General features: G+C 61.8%; 24 protein-coding genes. 9 read left to right on the top strand and 15 right to left on the bottom strand.

All coding sequences use genetic code 11. The features are described 5' to 3' along the window. Positions 1-44: 44 nt before the first annotated feature. A complete protein-coding gene (locus tag JP75_RS16150; protein ID WP_035084892.1) occupies positions 45-293 on the bottom strand; it encodes a penta-EF hand family protein in 249 nt (82 codons plus the stop codon). 357 nt (positions 294-650) lie between these two features. Next, entirely contained in the window at positions 651-1289 is a 639-nt protein-coding gene (locus JP75_RS16145) for a carbonic anhydrase (protein WP_035084891.1), read from the bottom strand. 72 nt (positions 1290-1361) lie between these two features. Between JP75_RS16145 and JP75_RS16140 the strand changes: the two genes are divergently transcribed. Next, the gene (locus JP75_RS16140) at positions 1362-1568 is read left to right on the top strand and encodes a DUF1737 domain-containing protein (RefSeq protein WP_035084889.1); all 207 of its coding nucleotides are present in this window, start codon (positions 1362-1364) and stop codon (positions 1566-1568) included. Between the two features lie 30 nt (positions 1569-1598). Here the strand turns inward: JP75_RS16140 and JP75_RS16135 are convergent, their stop codons facing one another. Genes JP75_RS16135 through JP75_RS16125 form a run of 3 tightly spaced genes read right to left on the bottom strand, consistent with a single transcriptional unit; the run spans position 1599 to position 3494 of the window. Continuing rightward, positions 1599-2180, bottom strand: coding sequence for an NUDIX domain-containing protein (locus JP75_RS16135; protein WP_152565873.1), 582 nt, complete (start codon positions 2178-2180; stop codon positions 1599-1601). A gap of 54 nt (positions 2181-2234) precedes the next feature. Beyond that, positions 2235-2861 carry an FMN-binding negative transcriptional regulator gene (locus JP75_RS16130; protein ID WP_035084886.1) on the bottom strand — a complete coding sequence of 209 codons (627 nt, stop codon included), beginning with the start codon at positions 2859-2861 and terminating at the stop codon, positions 2235-2237. Between the two features lie 21 nt (positions 2862-2882). Beyond that, positions 2883-3494 (bottom strand): LysE/ArgO family amino acid transporter, encoded by a 612-nt coding sequence (locus JP75_RS16125; RefSeq protein ID WP_035084883.1) that lies wholly within the window; start codon positions 3492-3494, stop codon positions 2883-2885. A gap of 72 nt (positions 3495-3566) precedes the next feature. Between JP75_RS16125 and JP75_RS16120 the strand changes: the two genes are divergently transcribed. After that, positions 3567-4457: a LysR family transcriptional regulator ArgP gene (locus tag JP75_RS16120; protein ID WP_035084880.1), complete on the top strand. Its 891-nt coding sequence runs from the start codon at positions 3567-3569 to the stop codon at positions 4455-4457. Positions 4458-4468: 11 nt separating this feature from the next. Here JP75_RS16120 and JP75_RS16115 read toward each other — a convergent pair whose 3' ends face one another. Genes JP75_RS16115 through ccmA form a run of 6 tightly spaced genes read right to left on the bottom strand, consistent with a single transcriptional unit; the run spans position 4469 to position 7751 of the window. After that, positions 4469-4927 carry an SRPBCC family protein gene (locus JP75_RS16115; RefSeq protein WP_035084877.1) on the bottom strand — a complete coding sequence of 153 codons (459 nt, stop codon included), beginning with the start codon at positions 4925-4927 and terminating at the stop codon, positions 4469-4471. 34 nt (positions 4928-4961) lie between these two features. Continuing rightward, on the bottom strand, positions 4962-5495 hold the full coding sequence (locus JP75_RS16110) for a DsbE family thiol:disulfide interchange protein (RefSeq protein ID WP_035084875.1): 534 nt from the start codon (positions 5493-5495) through the stop codon (positions 4962-4964). Further along, positions 5492-5656 (bottom strand): heme exporter protein CcmD, encoded by a 165-nt coding sequence (gene ccmD / locus JP75_RS25930; RefSeq protein ID WP_084587724.1) that lies wholly within the window; start codon positions 5654-5656, stop codon positions 5492-5494. The genes JP75_RS16110 and ccmD overlap by 4 nt, the downstream gene beginning before the upstream one ends. Further along, positions 5653-6414, bottom strand: a complete 762-nt coding sequence (locus JP75_RS16105) for a heme ABC transporter permease (protein WP_051960788.1) — start codon at positions 6412-6414, stop codon at positions 5653-5655. The genes ccmD and JP75_RS16105 overlap by 4 nt, the downstream gene beginning before the upstream one ends. Before the next feature lie 48 nt (positions 6415-6462). Next, positions 6463-7128 carry a heme exporter protein CcmB gene (gene ccmB, locus JP75_RS16100; RefSeq protein ID WP_035084872.1) on the bottom strand — a complete coding sequence of 222 codons (666 nt, stop codon included), beginning with the start codon at positions 7126-7128 and terminating at the stop codon, positions 6463-6465. Then, the gene (ccmA, locus tag JP75_RS16095; RefSeq protein WP_035084870.1) at positions 7125-7751 is read right to left on the bottom strand and encodes a heme ABC exporter ATP-binding protein CcmA; all 627 of its coding nucleotides are present in this window, start codon (positions 7749-7751) and stop codon (positions 7125-7127) included. Before ccmA ends, ccmB begins: the two co-directional genes overlap by 4 nt. A gap of 156 nt (positions 7752-7907) precedes the next feature. On the opposite strand from ccmA, the gene acnA reads away from it, so the two are divergent. After that, complete coding sequence (acnA, locus tag JP75_RS16090) at positions 7908-10661, top strand: aconitate hydratase AcnA (RefSeq protein WP_035084867.1); 2754 nt, start codon at positions 7908-7910, stop codon at positions 10659-10661. Positions 10662-10694: 33 nt separating this feature from the next. Here acnA and JP75_RS16085 read toward each other — a convergent pair whose 3' ends face one another. Then, positions 10695-11318: an NAD(P)H-dependent oxidoreductase gene (locus JP75_RS16085; RefSeq protein ID WP_051960787.1), complete on the bottom strand. Its 624-nt coding sequence runs from the start codon at positions 11316-11318 to the stop codon at positions 10695-10697. 175 nt (positions 11319-11493) lie between these two features. Between JP75_RS16085 and JP75_RS16080 the strand changes: the two genes are divergently transcribed. The 3 genes from JP75_RS16080 to JP75_RS16070 all read left to right on the top strand — a co-directional run bounded on the left by JP75_RS16080 (position 11494) and on the right by JP75_RS16070 (position 13345). Then, on the top strand, positions 11494-12231 hold the full coding sequence (locus tag JP75_RS16080) for a DUF1223 domain-containing protein (RefSeq protein WP_035084865.1): 738 nt from the start codon (positions 11494-11496) through the stop codon (positions 12229-12231). A 236-nt stretch (positions 12232-12467) separates the two neighbouring features. Beyond that, positions 12468-12875, top strand: a complete 408-nt coding sequence (locus JP75_RS16075; RefSeq protein ID WP_084587723.1) for a DUF2794 domain-containing protein — start codon at positions 12468-12470, stop codon at positions 12873-12875. Next, positions 12872-13345, top strand: coding sequence for a GNAT family N-acetyltransferase (locus JP75_RS16070; RefSeq protein ID WP_051960786.1), 474 nt, complete (start codon positions 12872-12874; stop codon positions 13343-13345). The genes JP75_RS16075 and JP75_RS16070 overlap by 4 nt, the downstream gene beginning before the upstream one ends. Here JP75_RS16070 and JP75_RS16065 read toward each other — a convergent pair. The 3 genes from JP75_RS16065 to JP75_RS16055 all read right to left on the bottom strand — a co-directional run bounded on the left by JP75_RS16065 (position 13308) and on the right by JP75_RS16055 (position 15134). Next, positions 13308-13808 carry a P-loop nucleotide/nucleoside kinase family protein gene (locus JP75_RS16065; RefSeq protein ID WP_244446331.1) on the bottom strand — a complete coding sequence of 167 codons (501 nt, stop codon included), beginning with the start codon at positions 13806-13808 and terminating at the stop codon, positions 13308-13310. The genes JP75_RS16070 and JP75_RS16065 overlap by 38 nt on opposite strands. 4 nt (positions 13809-13812) lie before the next feature. Further along, positions 13813-14310 (bottom strand): GNAT family N-acetyltransferase, encoded by a 498-nt coding sequence (locus JP75_RS16060; RefSeq protein WP_035084861.1) that lies wholly within the window; start codon positions 14308-14310, stop codon positions 13813-13815. Positions 14311-14408: 98 nt separating this feature from the next. Continuing rightward, positions 14409-15134 carry a Bax inhibitor-1/YccA family protein gene (locus tag JP75_RS16055; RefSeq protein ID WP_035084858.1) on the bottom strand — a complete coding sequence of 242 codons (726 nt, stop codon included), beginning with the start codon at positions 15132-15134 and terminating at the stop codon, positions 14409-14411. A gap of 200 nt (positions 15135-15334) precedes the next feature. Here JP75_RS16055 and thpR point away from each other — a divergent pair, with 200 nt between their 5' ends. The 3 genes from thpR (at position 15335) to JP75_RS16040 (ending at position 17200) form a co-directional block, all read left to right on the top strand. Next, on the top strand, positions 15335-15874 hold the full coding sequence (gene thpR / locus JP75_RS16050) for an RNA 2',3'-cyclic phosphodiesterase (RefSeq protein ID WP_035084856.1): 540 nt from the start codon (positions 15335-15337) through the stop codon (positions 15872-15874). 217 nt (positions 15875-16091) lie between these two features. Next, positions 16092-16613 carry an invasion associated locus B family protein gene (locus JP75_RS25420; RefSeq protein ID WP_051960785.1) on the top strand — a complete coding sequence of 174 codons (522 nt, stop codon included), beginning with the start codon at positions 16092-16094 and terminating at the stop codon, positions 16611-16613. Positions 16614-16699: 86 nt separating this feature from the next. Further along, positions 16700-17200, top strand: coding sequence for an invasion associated locus B family protein (locus JP75_RS16040; RefSeq protein ID WP_035084853.1), 501 nt, complete (start codon positions 16700-16702; stop codon positions 17198-17200). The last annotated feature ends 294 nt before the right edge of the window (positions 17201-17494 follow it).

Raw genomic sequence — 17494 nt, 5'->3', positions numbered from 1 at the left:
CGTAAGGGCCGGGGTGGCGTGCTGCCCGGAACCGGGCAAAGGTTTTAGCTGGCCGGGACGGCAGCAGCCGCAACAAGAGCATCATATTCTTCGGCACTGAGCTCGCCATTGCCGTCGGTGTCGGCAGCCGTGAAGGCTTCCTGGGTCAGGTCAGGCCAGGCAACCTGCGCTTCGGCCAGCGAAACGCTGCCATTGGCATCGGTATCGACCGAGGCAAGGTCGGTTGCCGCCTGCGCCATAGCGGCGCCGGAAAGGCCAAGAAGGATAAGGGAGGACAGAACGATCTTCTTCATGGTGTTGCTCCATGTTTTTGGGAACGTGCGATGGGAGATTGGTCTCCCAACGACGGGCTGCTCTCCTGCGGCCCGTGACCAAAAGACTGGTGGCGCAATGTGTCTGTGGACCGACCGCACAAAGGCGTGATCGGACAAATCTCGGGGCCATTTCCGGGCAATGGAAAGAGGCCGAGAGATCAGCGCTTCTGGGGTGTTCTTGGGCGTAATTGCAAGACGATTGCAGTCACCGGGCGGATATTCCCATTGGTAACTGATCACGATTTCAGCAATGCAAGATCAACTTGAAGGCCAAAACGGGGCGATTGCTCACGGTCAAGTGATCAACCCGCCCCCAACAGACTTAAATGGCCGGCCTCAGAGTTCGGGGCGGACGAAATCTCCATCGTGGTCCATAACCCACAATTCGCCGGTCGAGATATCGAACCAGGCGCCGTGCACGGCCAGCTTCCCCTCGGCCTCGAGCGCGGCCACATAGGGGAAGGTGCGAAGGTTGCGGATGGAGTTGCGGATCGAAATCCGCTCCATCGCCGTCTGCCGCTCGGTCGAGGTGAGCAGGCTGTTCTGGCCAAGCTGGCTCGGCAATTCGCCCAGCATGGCCATCCACTTGCCGATGAAATCGCCGGAATCGAGCGGTTTCAGGTCAGGATCAAGCGCCGCCTTGATGCCACCGCAGCGGCCGTGGCCCATGACGACGATATTGGCGATGCCGAGCGCCTTGACGGCAAATTCGATCGCCGCCGACGTACCGTGCTGTCCGCCGTCGGGCTGATAGGTCGGCACGAGGTTCGCGACGTTGCGCAGTACGAACATTTCGCCGGGCCCGGAGTCAAAGATCATTTCCGGCGCCGCGCGGCTGTCGCAGCAGGCAATGATCATGGTGGTCGGCTTCTGGCCGGCCTCGGCGAGATCGCGAATACGCTCTTTCTCGCGGACATAGCGCCCGGCTAGAAAGTTTGCGTGACCGGCGAGCAGTTCTTGCGGAAAGCTGTGCATGCCGTCTCGATTAGCGCTAAGAGGCAAGAGAATCAATCTCGGCGCTGGGCTCGCGCCGCAATGGGGGTATGCATGCTTATCTATCGCTTCCTGACGGGCGAAGACGACTCTTTATTCTGCCACAAGGTCACCAAGGCTCTTTCCGAAGGCTGGCAACTGCATGGCAGCCCCACCTATGCCTTCGACGCCGTCACCAAGAAAATGCGCTGCGGCCAGGCGGTGACGCGCGTCGCCAAGGACCAGCCCTACGATCCCGACAAAAAGCTCATCGATTTCTGATGCGAATGGGCCGGCTCACGCCGGTCCATTTTATGACTTTGTCAGTTCGACAAGGCGCAGGTGCTGGAGCAGAACAACGGTCTTGCCATCGATGATGCGCCCATCGCGACAGGCCGCGAGGGCATCGTCGAGACCCATTTCGACCACTTCCAGCTCCTCACCCTCCTCGACGATCCCACCGCCAAAGTGGCGATAGGTGTCCTCGCCATAATAACCGGCGAAGAGGCTCACCTTTTCCTGCACTGAACCGGGCGACATGTAGACATCGCTCACATGGACGATGTCGCGCGGCTCGTGTCCGGTTTCCTCGATGGCCTCGCGCCGCGCGCAGGTTTCGGGATCGTCGCCATCGAGCAGGCCCGCACAGGCTTCGAGCAGAAAGGCCGCATCTCCATTAGCGAGGACGGGATAGCGGAACTGCCGCACCAGCAGCACCGTGCGCCTTTCCGGATTGAAGAGCACGATGGAAGCGGCATTGCCGTGATCGTAATTTTCGCGGCTGAGGCGCTGCACGGTGCCGTCGTCGCGACGATAGTCGAGCGTCACGCGCGTCAGCGTACCCCATTCATCCGAGAGAATTTCCGAACCGATAAGGGTGACTTTGCCGTCCATGATACTTCCTTCGCCTTCGGCCGGAAGCTGACGCATTTTTCCCGATTCTGGAACTCAGCCCCGGTCTGGCAGAGCTGCCATGCGCGTCGCCAGCGCCTCCTGGCCCGAGGACTTCAGGCCGTCCACGGCCCCCTCGAAATCCCTGACATCGCGGTTCTGGCTGAGTTTTGATTTGGCGATCGTGCGGGTCACGGCAATGCGGAAGGCAACGATCTTGCCCAGCATGTCGATCATATAATCGGTCGGTGCATCGGCCATACGCCAGGCTTTTTCGCCATTGATCCGCCGCTCGTGCTCGCGCGTGAGCAAGCCCACCGCCGCACGCTTGCTGCTTTCGTCATGCTGGAAACTGATCGCGCCATGCACATGCACGACCTGGTAATTCCAGGTCGGCACCTGCTTATGATGCTCGGCCTTGCTGGGGTAAAAGTTGGGCGAGACATAGCCGTCGACGCCGCGAAAAATGACCAGCACCTCCTGCCCCTCGGGGATCAAGCGGTGCATGTCATTAGCGAGCGCAATATGCCCGACAAGCTCCCCGCGCTTGTCGACAAGGATCGGCATGTGATTGGCGATCAGGCCCTCAGCGGTGTTCGCCACCACGCAGCCGAGCGGCGCCGCCGCAATCACGGCTGCGATCTCCTGCGGGTCGATTTCCTTAAAATGCTCGGGCAGATACATAGGCGCCTCTCGAAAAAACGATCAGCCGCCCAGAACCAGTTTGAGGGCAATAGCCCACATGATGAGAGCGATGATCCCCTCCAGAATACGCCAGGCAAACGGTTTGGCGAAGATAGGACGCAGAAAACCGGCGCCATAACCAAGGGCAAAGAAAAACGCGAAAGATCCGGTGATCGCCCCGGCGGCGAAATGCGCCTCGCGCCCCGCAAACTGCGTCGAAATGCTCCCCAGCAGCACGACCGTATCGAGATAGACATGTGGATTGAGCCAGGTAATGGCGAGGCAGGCGACAAGCGTCGGCAAGAGTGGCCCGGCCATCCCAGTTTCGCTCACCGCCAGCGCGCTATGGGACTTCAGCGCGGAATAAAGGCTCTTTGCGCCATACCAGACGAGAAAAGCCGCACCGCCAAAGCGCATGACCGGATCAAGCCAGGGCAACACGACGGCGATCCGCCCAAAACTCGTCACCCCCAGCACGATAAGCACCGCGTCCGAGAGCGCGCAGACGAGGCATACGGCAAAGACGTGCTCGCCCTTCAGCCCTTGCCGCAGCACGAAAGCATTTTGCGCACCGATGGCGACGATGAGACTGAGCCCAATGGAAAGGCCCGCGATGAAAACTGGAATATCCATGCCCTTGCGCTAATCGACCAGTCGTGGTTAGGCAAATTAATCTGCCTAACATCGAATTAGCTGAGCTAATCCATGATCGACTATTCCGCCGCCCTCGCCGTCGCCCGGATCGTCCAGACCGGCAGCTTCGAAAAAGCCGCCCGCGCGCTCAACGTCACGCCATCGGCCATCTCCCAGCGCGTCCGCCAGCTCGAAGAGCGCATGGGCACGGTGCTGATCGAGCGCGGCACGCCCTGCATAGCCACCGAAAAGGGCGCCTGGCTTTGCCGCCACATGGAACTGGTCGGCATGCTCGAAAACGACCTGCTGAAGCATCTCCCGAGCCTCGGGGCCGAACAGACCGGCCCAACGACGGTGGACATTGCGGTGAATGCCGACAGCCTAGGCACCTGGTTCCTTCCCGCCGCCGCTGCCTTTGCCGAAAATTCCACGGTGCTCCTCAACATCACTGTCGATGATCAGGAACACACGGCCGAAGCCCTACGCCGCGGGCGCGTGCTCGCCGCCGTCACAGCGCTCGCGGAGCCCGTCGCCGGTTGCCGCACCATCCCCCTCGGCCGCCTGCGTTATTTGGCAACCGCAAGCCCCGACTTCATGCGCCGCCACTTTCCGGACGGGGTGACGAAAGAAACCCTGACGCGAGCCCCTGCCCTGACCTTCAACCAGAAGGACCTGCTGCAAAGCGACTGGGCGACAAATCTGCTCGGCGAAACCGTCTCTGGCCCGAGCCATTTCCTGCCCTCGACCCATGGCTTCGTCGACGCCTGCCTCCGCAGCATGGGTTGGTGTCTCAACCCAATCCACCTCGTCCGCGACCATCTGGCCGCCGGACGTCTGGTGGAACTGGTGCCCGGCGCCGTCCTCGATGTGTCGCTCTACTGGCAGGTAAGCCGCCTCGCAGCCGGCCAGTTTGCGGACCTCACCAATGCCGTCGTAGAAGCCGCCCGCCGCGAGCTACTATGACGGCATATCACCTAGCTTTCCAGGAACTTCGCGAGGTTTTCGAGCGAAGACGCCAGACCCTCCGCATGGTCCTCGGGGCTGATGCCATCAGGCACATTCTCGGCGCGGATGGTCACCTCGGTGCCTTCCGGCACTGGCCGCAGGATCCAGTTCATCACCATGGTCCCTGCGAATGCCGGATCATCGGAAACGAAATCAACCGCCTGCGAGACCAGCGCTCCCGGAACAAGATCGAGAAACCGCACCGCGACATCGTCGGAATTCTCGCCGGTCTTGCCCGCTATGCTAGCGTCCTCGTAGCGCAACACCATCCGATAATGCCCACCGGGACGAAGATCGAATTCCAGCATCTCACCGCGCATGCCCGTCGGCGGCAACCACACGACCAAGGCTGAGGGATCGGTCATGGCGGCATAGACCGCCTCGGGCGTCGCATCGACGACGCGGCTGGCACTATCGGTTCGGCTCATGCTCGGTCCTCCTCGAGAGGAGGCCGAGTCTGTGCTAGAGCCGCGCCTTTTCCAAGGCGGGGATCAATTCGCTCTCGATCGCTTCCGCCGTCAGCGGCCCGACATGCTTGAAGCTGATCTTGCCTGATCCATCGACGACAAAAGTTTCCGGCACGCCATAGACGCCCCAATCGATGGAAACCCGCCGGTCGCGATCCGCTCCTATGGCGTCATAGGGATTGCCCAACTCAGCCAAAAACGCCCGCGCATTCTCCGGCGCGTCCGAATGATTGATGCCGAAGAGGCGCACGCCGGTCTTCGCCTTAAGCGCTTCGAGCAGTGGATGCTCGTCGCGACAGGGAATGCACCAGGAAGCAAAGACATTGACCACCGTCGGCTCACCCTTGAGCGAAGCCGTATCGAAACCGGGCACGTCCATGCCCTCCACCGCCGCCAAAGTGAATTCCGGCGCCGGCTTGTCGATCAGCACCGAGCGGACAAGGCTCGGATCACGATTGATCGTGCTGGCAAAAACCGCGATGAGGCCGACAAGCAGCAGCAGGGGCGCCGCGAAGAGAAGTTTCTTCATTGCGCGGAACTGTTCGCGCGCTGGCCATCACCCAGCTCTTCCAGCCGACGCTTGGTCTGCCGCGCGGCAAAGACCGTCCAGCCGATCAGCGCGGCAAGCCCGGCGAAAACCCCGACATAGGCAGCGATGATGAATTCGGCATGGGCGCCAAGGGCGATCATCGTGCGTCTCCCCGGGCAGCGCGGCGTTCCAGCGTCGTGATGCGGCGGCGGCGCACTTCCGTGTGCATGGCCGCCAGCTGCAGCGTGATGAATAGGAACGTGAAGGCGAAGAACATGACAAAAAGCGGCGTCAGGATTTCGCCCGGCATGGTCGGACCATCGGCACGGAAAACGCTGGCGGGTTGGTGCAGCGTGCTCCACCAGTCCACGGAAAACTTGATGATCGGAATGTTGACGGCACCCACAAGCGTAAAGACTGCAACGACACGCGCTGCACGCAGCTGATCGTCAAAGGCGCGCCAGAGAGCAACAATGCCGAGATAGATGAAAAGCAGGACCAGCGTCGAGGTCATCCGCCCGTCCCATTCCCAGAACGTGCCCCAGGTCGGGCGGCCCCAGAGCGAGCCGGTAAAAAGCGCCATGGCGGTGAAGGCGGCGCCGAGCGGCGCGGCGGCCTTCATCGACACATCGGCCATGGGATGGCGCCAGACAAGCGTACCCAGAGCCGAGACAGCCATGGTGGCGTAGACAAACTGGCTGAGCCATGCCGTTGGCACGTGCACATACATGATGCGCACCGTGTCACCCATGTATTTTTCCGGCGGCGACGAGAAGAGGCCGTACCAGAGACCAACCGCAAACAGCACGCCGGTAAGCAGCGCCAGCGGCAGGACGAGCGGGCGCGTCAGGGCGACGAACTGACCGGGATGGGACAGGCGGTTCCACCAGGTCATTTTGGGTGTGGTATCGATCGTCATACTTGCCGGGGGCCTTCGGAACGCATGTCGCGGTGAGATCAGAACGCTCTAGTCCTCGCCCCAGTCTATCGCAAGGGCTGCCGCGAAGGGAGACAGCACCACGACCATGAGACTGAGTGCCGCAAGCAGCAGAATAGCCGCCTGTGCCTGGTCCGGCCCGCCCGTGGGCGCAATGGCGCCGACGCCAAAGATCAGCACCGGCACCGATAGGGGGGCAATAAGGATGGGTGCCAAGAGGCCACCACGCCGCGTCGCCACGGTCACGGCCGCCCCAATAGCCCCAAAACCGGCCAAAGCCGGGGTGCCGAGAAGCAGCGACAGCACGGTCCGCCAGAAACTCGTTGCGTCCATGGCAAGCAGCAGCGCCAGCACCGGCGAGGCCAGGATCAGCGGCAGCGCCGCGGTCAGCCAATGCGCAATCACTTTTGCGGCAACCACCGCCGAAAGCGGAATATCGGCAAGGCGATAGAGCGCCAGCGTGCCGTCGGCCCGATCCGGCCCAAAGAGCTTTTCGAGCCCCAGCAGCATGGCGAGGAAGGCCGCGATCCAGACAATCCCCGGCGCGATCCGCGCCAGCAGCGCCTTGTCCGGCCCCACCGCAAAGGGCACCACCGCCCCGACGATGACGAAGAACAGGACCAGCGTCAGAATTTCCCCGCCGCCCCGCAGGCTCAGGCGGATTTCGCGCGACAGCACCGACCAAAAACCGTTCATGCGCCGGTCTCCAGCGTGAAGACAGCAAGATTGTCGAGCGCAATGGCATCGTGGCTGGCAATCACGGCAATGCCGCCGGCCGCGAGATGATCTTCGATCAGCCCAGCCAGCAGCTTTTGCCCCTCCGCATCAAGCGCGGAAGTCGGTTCATCGAGAAGCCACACCGGCCGCGCCGAAACCAGCAACCGGGCCAGCGCCAACCGGCGTTGCTGCCCTGCAGACAGATAGGCCGCATCGAGCCTGGCCAGCCGCCTGAGCCCAACCCGCTCCAGCGCCTCGGCAACCGGTAGCGCAGGATTGCCGTTGATCCCGCGCCAGAACTCAAGCGTCTCCACCGCCGTCAAGCGCGGGCGAATGGCGTTGCGATGACCACAATGGTGGAAAGCAGGACCAAAATCCTCATCATGCCCCTCAAGCACTATCGACCCTTCGAGCGGAGACAGCAGCCCCGCGAGCGTCAACAGCAGGGTCGATTTACCGGCCCCATTCGGACCACGCAGCATCAAGCCATGGCCGGCGGAAACCGACAGCGCAATATCGCGGGCAAGCATGGTTTCGCCGCGACCGACGCCGAGCGCGAAAGTCTTGAGGCAGAGCGGAGAGTGGACTTGCCCTTCAGTCATGACCCCATCTCGTATTGAACCATGGGCGAGACTGGCAAGGGCTTTTCCGATTGACTATAAAGGACATAGATTAGAGTCATTCCAGCAAAGCGCGGTTTTACCGGCGGCCCCATTGCTCTCCGGTAGGCAGCGTTGCAGCAGCAAAGGGCGGAGCAAGTGGCCTCACTAGACAGCTTCAAATCCAAGTCGACCCTGACGGTCGGTGGCAAGACCTATACCTATTTCTCCATTATAGAAGCGGAAAAGAACGGTCTGGCGGGCGTCTCAAAGCTTCCCGGCTCGATGAAGGTCGTGCTCGAAAACCTGCTGCGTTTTGAAGACAATCGCACGGTGAAGAAGGAAGACATCCTGGCCATCGCCGAATGGCTCGTCACCCGCACCTCTGAATATGAAATCCAGTATCGCCCGGCCCGTGTGCTGATGCAGGATTTTACCGGCGTCCCCGCCGTGGTCGACCTCGCCGCCATGCGCGACGCAACGGCAAAGCTTGGCGCCAATCCGCAAAAGATCAATCCGCTGGTGCCGGTCGATCTCGTCATCGACCATTCGGTGATGGTCGACTCCTTCGGCACCCCCCTCGCCTTCGCGCAAAATGTCGAGCTCGAATATGAGCGCAATGGCGAGCGCTACGAATTCCTGCGCTGGGGCCAGTCGGCCTTCGACAATTTCCGCGTGGTCCCGCCCGGCACCGGTATCTGCCACCAGGTGAACCTCGAATATCTGGCCCAGACCGTCTGGACCAAGGACGAGGATGGCGAAACCGTCGCCTATCCCGATACGCTCGTCGGCACCGACTCGCACACCACAATGGTCAATGGCCTTGCCGTCCTCGGCTGGGGCGTCGGCGGCATCGAGGCGGAAGCGGCCATGCTCGGCCAGCCGATCACCATGCTGATCCCCGAGGTCGTCGGCTTCAAGCTGGTGGGAAAAATCAATGAAGGCATCACCGCCACCGACCTTGTGCTGACCGTCACCGAAATGCTGCGCAAGAAGGGCGTGGTCGGCAAATTCGTCGAATTTTTTGGGCCAGGCCTCGACTATCTCAGCCTCGAGGACCAGGCGACCATCGCCAATATGGCTCCCGAATACGGCGCCACCTGCGGCTATTTCCCCGTCGACGCGGACACACTCAAATTCCTCTCCACCACCGGCCGCGATCCCGATCGCGTGGCACTGGTAGAAGCCTATTCCAAGGCCCAGGGCATGTTCCGCACCACGGACACGCCCGACCCCACCTTTACTTCGACGCTCGAGCTCGATCTCTCGACGGTCGTTCCCTCGCTCTCGGGCCCGAAACGCCCGCAGGATCGCGTCGCGCTGAAAGATGTCACCCGTGCCTTCGACGCGGCTCTGCCGGACCTCTCCGGCGGCCGCATCGAGCGCACCCGGCTTCCCGCCGACAAGCAGGAAAGCCGTTTTGTCGACGAAGGCGCCAATGGCGTTCACGACATCCCCGAGGAAGCCGCCTTCCCGGTAAAAGGCACCGACTATCACATCACCGATGGTTCCGTGGTGATCGCCGCCATCACCTCCTGCACCAATACGTCCAATCCCTCGGTGCTGGTCGCGGCTGGCCTCGTCGCCCGCAAGGCGCGCGCCCTTGGCCTTAACTCAAAACCCTGGGTCAAAACCTCGCTGGCACCCGGCTCACAGGTGGTCACCGATTACCTGACCGCTGCGGGTTTGCAGGCCGATCTCGACGCCATCGGCTTCAATCTCGTCGGCTATGGCTGCACCACCTGCATCGGCAATTCCGGCCCCCTGCCCCAGGCCATTTCCGACACGATCAACGAGAACAAGCTGGTCGCCGCCTCGGTGCTCTCCGGCAACCGCAATTTCGAGGGCCGCGTAAACCCCGACGTGCGGGCGAACTATCTCGCCTCCCCGCCGCTGGTCGTCGCCTATGCCCTGCTCGGCACGCTCAACACCGACATCACTACCGAGCCGCTCGGCATCAGCAAGGATGGCAAGCCGGTCTATTTGAAGGACATCTGGCCGACCAACCACGAGATCGCAGAGATCGTGCGCAAGCATGTCAATGCCGACATGTTCCGCTCGCGCTATTCCGATGTCTTCAAGGGCGACAAGCACTGGCAGTCGATCTCGGTCGAAGGCGGCGAGACCTATGGCTGGAACGGGTCTTCCACCTACGTGCAAAACCCGCCCTATTTCGAAGATCTCACCATCGAACCAAAGCCCGTCACCGACGTGGTTTCGGCCCGCGTGCTGGCGCTCTTCCTCGATTCCATCACCACCGACCACATTTCCCCGGCCGGCTCCTTCAAGGCCGGCACCCCTGCCGGCAAATATCTCACTGAACGCCAGGTGGCCCCGAAGGACTTCAACTCCTACGGCGCCCGCCGCGGCAATCATGAAGTGATGATGCGCGGCACTTTCGCCAATATCCGCATCAAGAACATGATGCTCGACGGCGTCGAAGGCGGTTTTACCAAGGGGCCCGATGGCTCGCAGATGGCCATCTACGATGCCGCCATGGCCTATCAGGCTCAGAACACGCCACTGGTGATCTTTGCCGGCAAGGAATATGGCACCGGCTCCTCACGCGACTGGGCGGCCAAGGGCACCAACCTGCTTGGCGTCAAGGCCGTCATCGCCCAGAGTTTTGAACGTATCCACCGCTCGAACCTGGTCGGCATGGGCGTCATCCCGCTGCAGTTCAAGGATGGCGAAAGCTGGCAGACCCTCGGCCTCGACGGCACCGAAACCGTCGATATCGCCGGCGTCGAGCAGATCGAACCGCGCGCCACAGTCCCCGTAAAGATCACCCGCGCCGATGGCTCCGTGCTCAATATCGAGACCCGTTGCCGCATCGATACGGCCAACGAGCTCGACTATTTTAAGAACGGCGGCATCCTGCACTACGTGCTGCGCAGCCTCGTCGCCGCCTAAGCCACCTGATGGATAAACATGAAAATGGCGGCCTCAGGCCGCCATTTTTGTTTCTGCCCGCGGCAGGCGAGCGAGCAAGGCCAAATCCTTGCGCGCGGCCCGCGCGACTTTTTCAAGCATTCTCTCCCGCTGCTCCAAGGTCGAATAGCGCATGACCGAAAGATGCGTCATACGCACCGGACCAAAACCGACGAATTTCAGGATCTGGTTCTTCACGGCGCGAAAATGCGCATTGCCATAGGCCAGCGCCATGAACCAGCCGGGCGTGTCCGAAGTCACCACCAGCCGCGCCGAGCGGCCCTTGAGGAGGCCCAGCGGCAGCGGATTGCGTCCCTCATAGCGATAAGCCTTTCCCGATTGCAGCACCACATCAAACAGGGCTTTCAGCTTGGCCGGCATGCCGCCCCACCAGAGCGGATGCACGATGACGACATGGTCGGCCCAAAGCAGGTCCTGCCAGAAGCCCGCAATATCCCCCTGCATCTCCGCGTCACCAGGCAGGCGCGAGACCGGACTGGCGGGCACGTCCATCCGGTCAAGATCCACGCGCTTCGTGACAATCCCGGCCTCCGCGAGCACATCGGCATAGCGATCGGCCAGGGCCGCGGCAAAACTGGGCGCCAGCGGGTGGCCGCAGAGAACGAGGCAATTGGGCATGATAAATCCGTTCCGGCCCGATGCCGACAGTGTCACCCTAGCTCTGCCGGAAACTGCCGCCTTGCGGCAGATCAAGCGGCGCGCTGAAGCCGGGGCCCATGCTCGGCTCCAAAACGTCGAGTCTCACCCTCTTTTGACTAGGCAGGGCGCATCTGGCCAGCCTACAACCTTGCCCATGATCTCAAGACCCCTCATCGGCCTCGCTCTGGCGCTGGCGGCTAATTTTTGTGTGCTCGGCGCCGCCGCCTCGGCGGAGCAGCACATCGAACCCAAGGCCGTGGTGGAACTGTTCACGAGCCAGGGCTGCGCCTCCTGCCCGCCGGCCGATGCGCTGCTGACCGCTCTTGCCGAGCGCGAAGATGTGGTCGCCCTCGCCTTTCACGTCGATTATTGGGACTATGTGGGCTGGAAGGACACCTTTGCCCAGGAGGCCTTTTCCGACCGCCAGCGCGCCTATGCCAAGAGCTGGGGTTCCTCGCGCATCTATACCCCGCAGGTCGTCGTCAACGGCGCCAAGGCCGTGGTCGGCTCGCGCCGCAACGAGGTGCAGCAGGCCGTCGACCGCGCCAGCCTGCCTCTGGCCATGGACCTCACGCTCAATGGCGACATGCTCAAAATTTCCGTGCCGCCCAAGGCCGATCTCTCCGATGCCGTCGTCTGGCTCGTGACCTATATGAACCGCGCCGACGTCAAGATCGACAGCGGCGAAAATGCCGGCAAATCCATGGTCTATACCCAGGTGGTGACCGGACGGCAGGTGCTGGGCATGTGGGAAAGCGAGACCGGCGCCGAATTGAAGCTGCCTCTCGGCGAAGTCTTGGGCGCGGCCAATACCGGCATTGCCATCGTCGTGCAGCAGGAGCGCGGCGGCCTCCCCGGCGCCATTCTGGCGGCCGGCGCCTACGAACCCTAAAGAAAACGCCTGCTCCGGGGGCTTGGAGCAGGCGTGACTATAAGGTCAACTTTTAGGAGAGTGGCAACCGGACGTCATGGTTGGGGGCTCGGTCGGTCCGGTTGCCAGCCGCTGGAGGCAATGGTGAAAAGATGCCGGTCCAATTGGGCGCCAGAAAGGACGAATCGTGGCCGAAATGGGATTTTTTCTTCCCTTGCCAAGGCGGCGGAATATGCCGATCATGACTATCCGATGACATGAATCTCGGTGGAGGTCGCGTGCAGGGTCGTCAACCAAATGAGCCTCCGGCCAATCTTTCGCTGGTGCATGTGGGTGAGCCACAGAGCCAGCCGTCCCGCCCCGCTCAGCCCATCGTCGCCTTCGATCGCCGCGAACTGATGCAGATCCTGTCGGTCTACGGCCGCAAGGTCGGCGCCGGTGAATGGCGCGACTATGCCATGGACTTTCTCAAGGACCGGGCGCTCTTTTCCATCTATGCCCGCGTCTCCGAACGCCCGCTTTTCGTCGTGGAGAAAAACCCGAAACTGCGCGCCAAGCAGGGCCAATACATGGTCACCAACCAGCAGGGCCGTATCCTGAAACGCGGTCACGACCTCGCGCAGGTTCTTCGCGTGCTCGATCCCGACCTGGCCGTGGTTGGATGAGCATTTCGGTTCGGCGGGCGGAGCCGGGCGACGTTCCCGCCATGAGCCGCGTGCTCACCGCCTCCATCATCGAACTCTGCGCTGCCGACCATGGCAATGATCCCGCCGCGGTCGCTGCCTGGACGCGCAACAAGACGCCTGAAGGCGTCGCCACCATGCTGGCCAATGCCAATCTTCTTATGTTCGTCGCCGAAGCCTCGGACAGGGTCGGCGCCGTGGGAGCCGTGACGCGAACAGGCGAAATCGCCCTCAATTACGTGGCTCCGGACATGCGATTTCTCGGGCTCAGCAAGGCATTGCTGGCGCGGCTCGAAAGCGAATTGCAGGCTCTGGGCTTTAAGGAGGGCCGCCTCGAAGCAACGTCAACCGCCCAGCGCTTTTACGAAAGCGCCGGCTGGCGGCCCGATGGTCCGCAGGCGAGTGGTCGCGTCGTCAATGGCTATCCGATGAAGAAGGCGCTGGCCGGCTGAACTGTCCCGCCAGCTCATCCGCCTCCGGCGGTTCAAAAAGCTTGGCCCACTCGCGCAAAATCGTCACCGGGATAACGAAACGGCCCCCGACGGCCTCTTCATTACGCCTGGTAATCCGCGCTTCCAGCTCCGCGAGCGACACGTCTTCATACTGCACAAGGCAATCCGCCCCGAGCGCCCGTGCCTTTTCTGCAAAGTCGACCCGCTCGGCCCGGCTCCAAAAACCGAAATCGAGAATGACGTCGCCCCCGCCGGCCAGAATATGGGAAGCGACATCCCACATGATCGCTTCCACCTCATTGTGCCTGAGGTCGTGATCGGGATGATGCATGTCGTCGGCAAAGAGCCGCGTCTGCCATTCGTCCGGGGTCAGGCGCAGGGCGCCGGTCTTGGCGGCGAGCGCCTTGGCCCGCGTCGTCTTGCCCGAGCCGGGCAGGCCGACCATGAGCGTGAGCAGCGCCACCGCCTCACAGCGCCTTTTGCAGGTGCACGATATCGTGCCAGCGATCGAATTTCAGGCCCACCGACTTATAGTAGCCGACGCGCTCGAACCCGAACTTTTCGTGGATGGCGATGGAATTGGCCGTGTCGGCCGTGATCACCGCCAGCATCTGCTTGAACCCATGGGCCTTGGACTGGACCAGCAGCTCGGTAAGGAGGGCCTTGCCCAGCCCTTTCCCCGTCTCGGTCGGGTCAAGATAGATCGAATCCTCGCAGGTAAACCGATAGGCCGCGCGCGGCCGATAAAAGCTCGCATAAGCATAGCCCAGCACTTTTCCCGCCCGCTCCGCGACGATGACCGGATGGCCGAGTTTCAGGAGGCCTGCATATTTCTCCGCAATGCCTTGCTCGCCGGGCGCTTCGGTATCGAAGGTAATGGCGGTGTTGTCGACATAGTGGCGATAGATCTGGGTGATCGCAGGAACATCGGACCAGGCGAAGGGGCGGAGAAGAAAATCGGACATGGCGGCGCACAAAAGAAAAAGACCGCAGCCTTTGTAGGCTGCGGTCCGAATGTCAGTCCAACCAAATTCCTTGATTGAGCAATCAAGGAAGCTGCTGATTACTCGCGATTGCCGAAGAGGCGGAGGAGCATCAGGAACAGGTTGATGAAGTCGAGGTAGAGCGACAGGGCACCCATGATGGCATTCTTTGCCATCACGTCGGCACCATAAGCGTCCGAATAGCTTTCCTTGATCTTCTGGGTGTCATAGGCGGTCAGACCCGTGAAGATCAGCACGCCGACGACCGAGATGATGAAATCGAGCATGGACGAGGCCATGAAGATATTCACGATCGAGGCGATGATGATGCCGATGAGGCCCATCATCAGGAAGTTGCCCATGCCGGTCAGGTCACGCTTGGTGGTGTAGCCGTAAAGGCTCATCGCGCCAAAGGTAGCGGCGGTGATGAAGAACACCTTGGCGATCGAGGCGCCGGTATAGACGAGGAAGATCGAGCTGAGCGACAGGCCCATCACGGCCGCGAAGGCCCAGAAGATAGCCTGGGAGGCGCCGACGGAGAGCTTGTTGATGCCGAAGCTCAGCACCAGCACGAAGGCCAGCGGCGAGAGCATGATCACCCAGGACAGTGGGCTGCCATAGATGAGCTGCGCATTGGCTTCGCTCGAGAGCGCCCACTGGCTGGTGAAGTAAGCCACGACGCCCGTGACCACGAGGCCAAGGCCCATGTAATTGTAGACGCGCAGCATGTAGCTGCGCAGGCCCTCGTCGATGGCCAAGGCCGAGCCGGCCCGCGCACCGAGGGTCTGACGGTCATATTCAGCCATTCTAATTCCCTTTCCCTTGGAAAATCGCGGTCTTTGAACCGCCGGGGGCAATTGGCTTTTGCCACTTGAGTGCAAATATGGATTCGCAACCGTTGATTTACAAGGCGAAACGGAACGCTGCGACATCTGTGACTGGCCAGATGACCCGTTTGTGTTAGGGTCTGCATCAGATTCCGTCGCTCCTGCCTGGGAGAACTGCCATGCCCCGGCTTTTTACCGGCCTCGAAATCCCCTCCGATATCGGCTTTGCCCTGTCGCTGAAGCGCGGCGGCCTTAACGGCGCGCGCTGGATCGAACCGGAAAACTATCACATTACTTTGAGATTCATCGGCGATGTCGACAACAAGACCGCCAATGAGGTCGTGGATAATCTCGACTATCTCAGCGAAAGCCTGCGCTTTCCCATAAAGCTCACGCATCTGGGGACTTTTGGCGGCGACAAGCCCCGGGCCCTTTATGCCGGGGTCGAACCCAGCGAAGCGCTCAATCGCCTGCAGGCGGCCCATGAGCGCATGTTGCAGCGCGCCGGCCTGCCGCCCGATGGCCGAAAGTTCGTGCCGCATGTCAGCCTCGCCCGGTTGCGCGGTACCGCTGCCGAAGACGTCGCGCGCTTCATTGCCGAGGCAGGGCGCTTCGAACCCTTAAGTTTTTCGGTCGCGCGCTTCGCGCTCTTTTCAAGCCGGGATTCGGTGGGGGGCGGCCCCTATGTGGTGGAAGAAACCTATCCCTTGGCCGCCTGAATGCTCTCGCTCACGCAAGCGTTAGCCTCGTTTTAACCGTTCGGGTTCAAAGCGGGACCTTGTGGCGCGCACCTGCCAAATTGCCGCCGCCTTTGCCGAGCATTTGAGGCAAAAGCGGCGCATGAAAGGCCCGCTTGACAGGTTAGTAACCATGTTTGCGGCATGCTGGGCGGACGCATCCCACGCGAACTGGCAGCGAAAAGAGGAAGAATTGGCAATGAAGAAAAAGACCGGTGGCCTCGTATTTGGGCTCGCGGTGACTGCTCTCGTGACATTTGCGACCGCCGCCCAGGCGCAGCAGGCCACGGAGTTGGGCTCGTTCAACGCCTGGACCGCCTGGCAGGCGACCGATGCCAGCGGCCAGATCTGCTATATTTCGGCAACGCCGACCAAGTCGGAACCGGCCGGCGCCAATCGCGACCCGATCCACTTCATGATCATCCATCGCAAGGGCCTCGGCACCAAGAACGAAGTCCAGACCCTGATCGGCTATCCGTTCAACGCGACCGCGGCCAATGCCAGCGCCTCCGTCGACGGAAAATCCTATCCCATGGTCACCGAAGGGTCGGCCGCCTGGCTCGCCTCGACCGGTGACGAGGCCGGTTTCGTTTCCGCCTTCAAGGCCGGCAGCCAGCTCCTGATCAAGGGTACGTCGCAGCGCGGTACCAATACCACCGATACCTATTCGCTCTCCGGCGCCACTGCCGCGATGAACGCCATCGACGCCGCCTGCAAGTGATTTGGGCTTTGCCCACTCCTCCATTTAGACCATAAAGGGCGCCGGGCCTTGGCCCGCCGCCCATCCTACCCCGCGAGCTCCCGTCCATGACCTTCGGAAAAAAATCCGCTCTCGCCCTCGTCCTGGTTCTTGCCACCGCGCTTCCGGCGCTGGCGCAGTCGGCGCGGGTACTGGGGGATTTCAGGGATTGGTCGAGCTACGCGGCTGACGATGGTTCGGGCACCATCTGCTTTGCCATGACCAAGCCCAAGACCTCGGACCCGGCATCCGAAGGCCAGGGCTATCTCTACATCACCAATCGTCCCGGCGAGGACATGGTCAGCGAAATCAATATCGTCGCAGGCTACACCTTCCAGACCGGCTCGGTCGCGACCATCAGCGTCGGCGGCCAGAGCTTTGCGCTCTTCACCCAGGGCGATGCTGCCTGGCTCGACGATTCCGGCCAGTCTGCCGCCCTCGCCGCCGCCATTCGCGCCGGCTCCTCGCTGACCGTGCAGGGCACCAATGCCGCCGGCACCCAGGTCATCCAGAACTACTCGCTCTCCGGCGCCACTGCTGCCCAGCAGGCCATCGGCGCCGAGTGCTGATCGGCGCTGGCCGAAACCCGGATTTATACAGTTTATCCCCGCCCCCTCGAACCAGTGATAAAACAGCTCCATTCCCCCCACGGGACGGAGTCGAGACGGACGGCTGCGGGGATGCTGAGCGCACGGGACCGTTCCCGTGTGGGTTCGGGGGCTGGTCCCATGCGACGAGCGATCAAGTGGCGCCATAGTTCTGTCCAAAAAATCAGCACCCCGAGGCGGTTTCGTCTCACTAACTAAAATCTCAGGGGCGCAATCGCCTCGGGGTCCGTTCCACCTGCAAAAACCTGACGCGGA

The sequence above is a fragment of the Devosia riboflavina genome, from assembly GCF_000743575.1.
Taxonomy (GTDB): Bacteria; Pseudomonadota; Alphaproteobacteria; order Rhizobiales; family Devosiaceae; genus Devosia; species Devosia riboflavina.
Note: the sequence above shows the minus strand (reverse complement) of the source record. Positions and strands in the feature narration are given on the sequence as shown.

Coding starts and splice junctions, on each gene's coding strand:
- JP75_RS16070 (WP_051960786.1), top strand. CDS start 12,872: ATGAGCATTTCGGTTCGGCGGGCGGAGCCGGGCGACGTTCCCGCCATG.
- JP75_RS16135 (WP_152565873.1), bottom strand. CDS start 2,180: ATGGACGGCAAAGTCACCCTTATCGGTTCGGAAATTCTCTCGGATGAA.
- JP75_RS16055 (WP_035084858.1), bottom strand. CDS start 15,134: ATGGCTGAATATGACCGTCAGACCCTCGGTGCGCGGGCCGGCTCGGCC.
- JP75_RS16040 (WP_035084853.1), top strand. CDS start 16,700: ATGACCTTCGGAAAAAAATCCGCTCTCGCCCTCGTCCTGGTTCTTGCC.
- JP75_RS16105 (WP_051960788.1), bottom strand. CDS start 6,414: ATGACGATCGATACCACACCCAAAATGACCTGGTGGAACCGCCTGTCC.
- JP75_RS16130 (WP_035084886.1), bottom strand. CDS start 2,861: ATGTATCTGCCCGAGCATTTTAAGGAAATCGACCCGCAGGAGATCGCA.
- JP75_RS16115 (WP_035084877.1), bottom strand. CDS start 4,927: ATGAGCCGAACCGATAGTGCCAGCCGCGTCGTCGATGCGACGCCCGAG.
- JP75_RS16060 (WP_035084861.1), bottom strand. CDS start 14,310: ATGTCCGATTTTCTTCTCCGCCCCTTCGCCTGGTCCGATGTTCCTGCG.
- JP75_RS16120 (WP_035084880.1), top strand. CDS start 3,567: ATGATCGACTATTCCGCCGCCCTCGCCGTCGCCCGGATCGTCCAGACC.
- JP75_RS16125 (WP_035084883.1), bottom strand. CDS start 3,494: ATGGATATTCCAGTTTTCATCGCGGGCCTTTCCATTGGGCTCAGTCTC.
- ccmA (WP_035084870.1), bottom strand. CDS start 7,751: ATGACTGAAGGGCAAGTCCACTCTCCGCTCTGCCTCAAGACTTTCGCG.
- thpR (WP_035084856.1), top strand. CDS start 15,335: ATGCCCCGGCTTTTTACCGGCCTCGAAATCCCCTCCGATATCGGCTTT.
- JP75_RS25420 (WP_051960785.1), top strand. CDS start 16,092: ATGAAGAAAAAGACCGGTGGCCTCGTATTTGGGCTCGCGGTGACTGCT.
- JP75_RS16075 (WP_084587723.1), top strand. CDS start 12,468: ATGAATCTCGGTGGAGGTCGCGTGCAGGGTCGTCAACCAAATGAGCCT.
- JP75_RS16085 (WP_051960787.1), bottom strand. CDS start 11,318: ATGCCCAATTGCCTCGTTCTCTGCGGCCACCCGCTGGCGCCCAGTTTT.
- JP75_RS16145 (WP_035084891.1), bottom strand. CDS start 1,289: ATGCACAGCTTTCCGCAAGAACTGCTCGCCGGTCACGCAAACTTTCTA.
- ccmD (WP_084587724.1), bottom strand. CDS start 5,656: ATGATCGCCCTTGGCGCCCATGCCGAATTCATCATCGCTGCCTATGTC.
- JP75_RS16080 (WP_035084865.1), top strand. CDS start 11,494: ATGATCTCAAGACCCCTCATCGGCCTCGCTCTGGCGCTGGCGGCTAAT.
- JP75_RS16110 (WP_035084875.1), bottom strand. CDS start 5,495: ATGAAGAAACTTCTCTTCGCGGCGCCCCTGCTGCTGCTTGTCGGCCTC.
- JP75_RS16150 (WP_035084892.1), bottom strand. CDS start 293: ATGAAGAAGATCGTTCTGTCCTCCCTTATCCTTCTTGGCCTTTCCGGC.
- ccmB (WP_035084872.1), bottom strand. CDS start 7,128: ATGAACGGTTTTTGGTCGGTGCTGTCGCGCGAAATCCGCCTGAGCCTG.
- JP75_RS16140 (WP_035084889.1), top strand. CDS start 1,362: ATGCTTATCTATCGCTTCCTGACGGGCGAAGACGACTCTTTATTCTGC.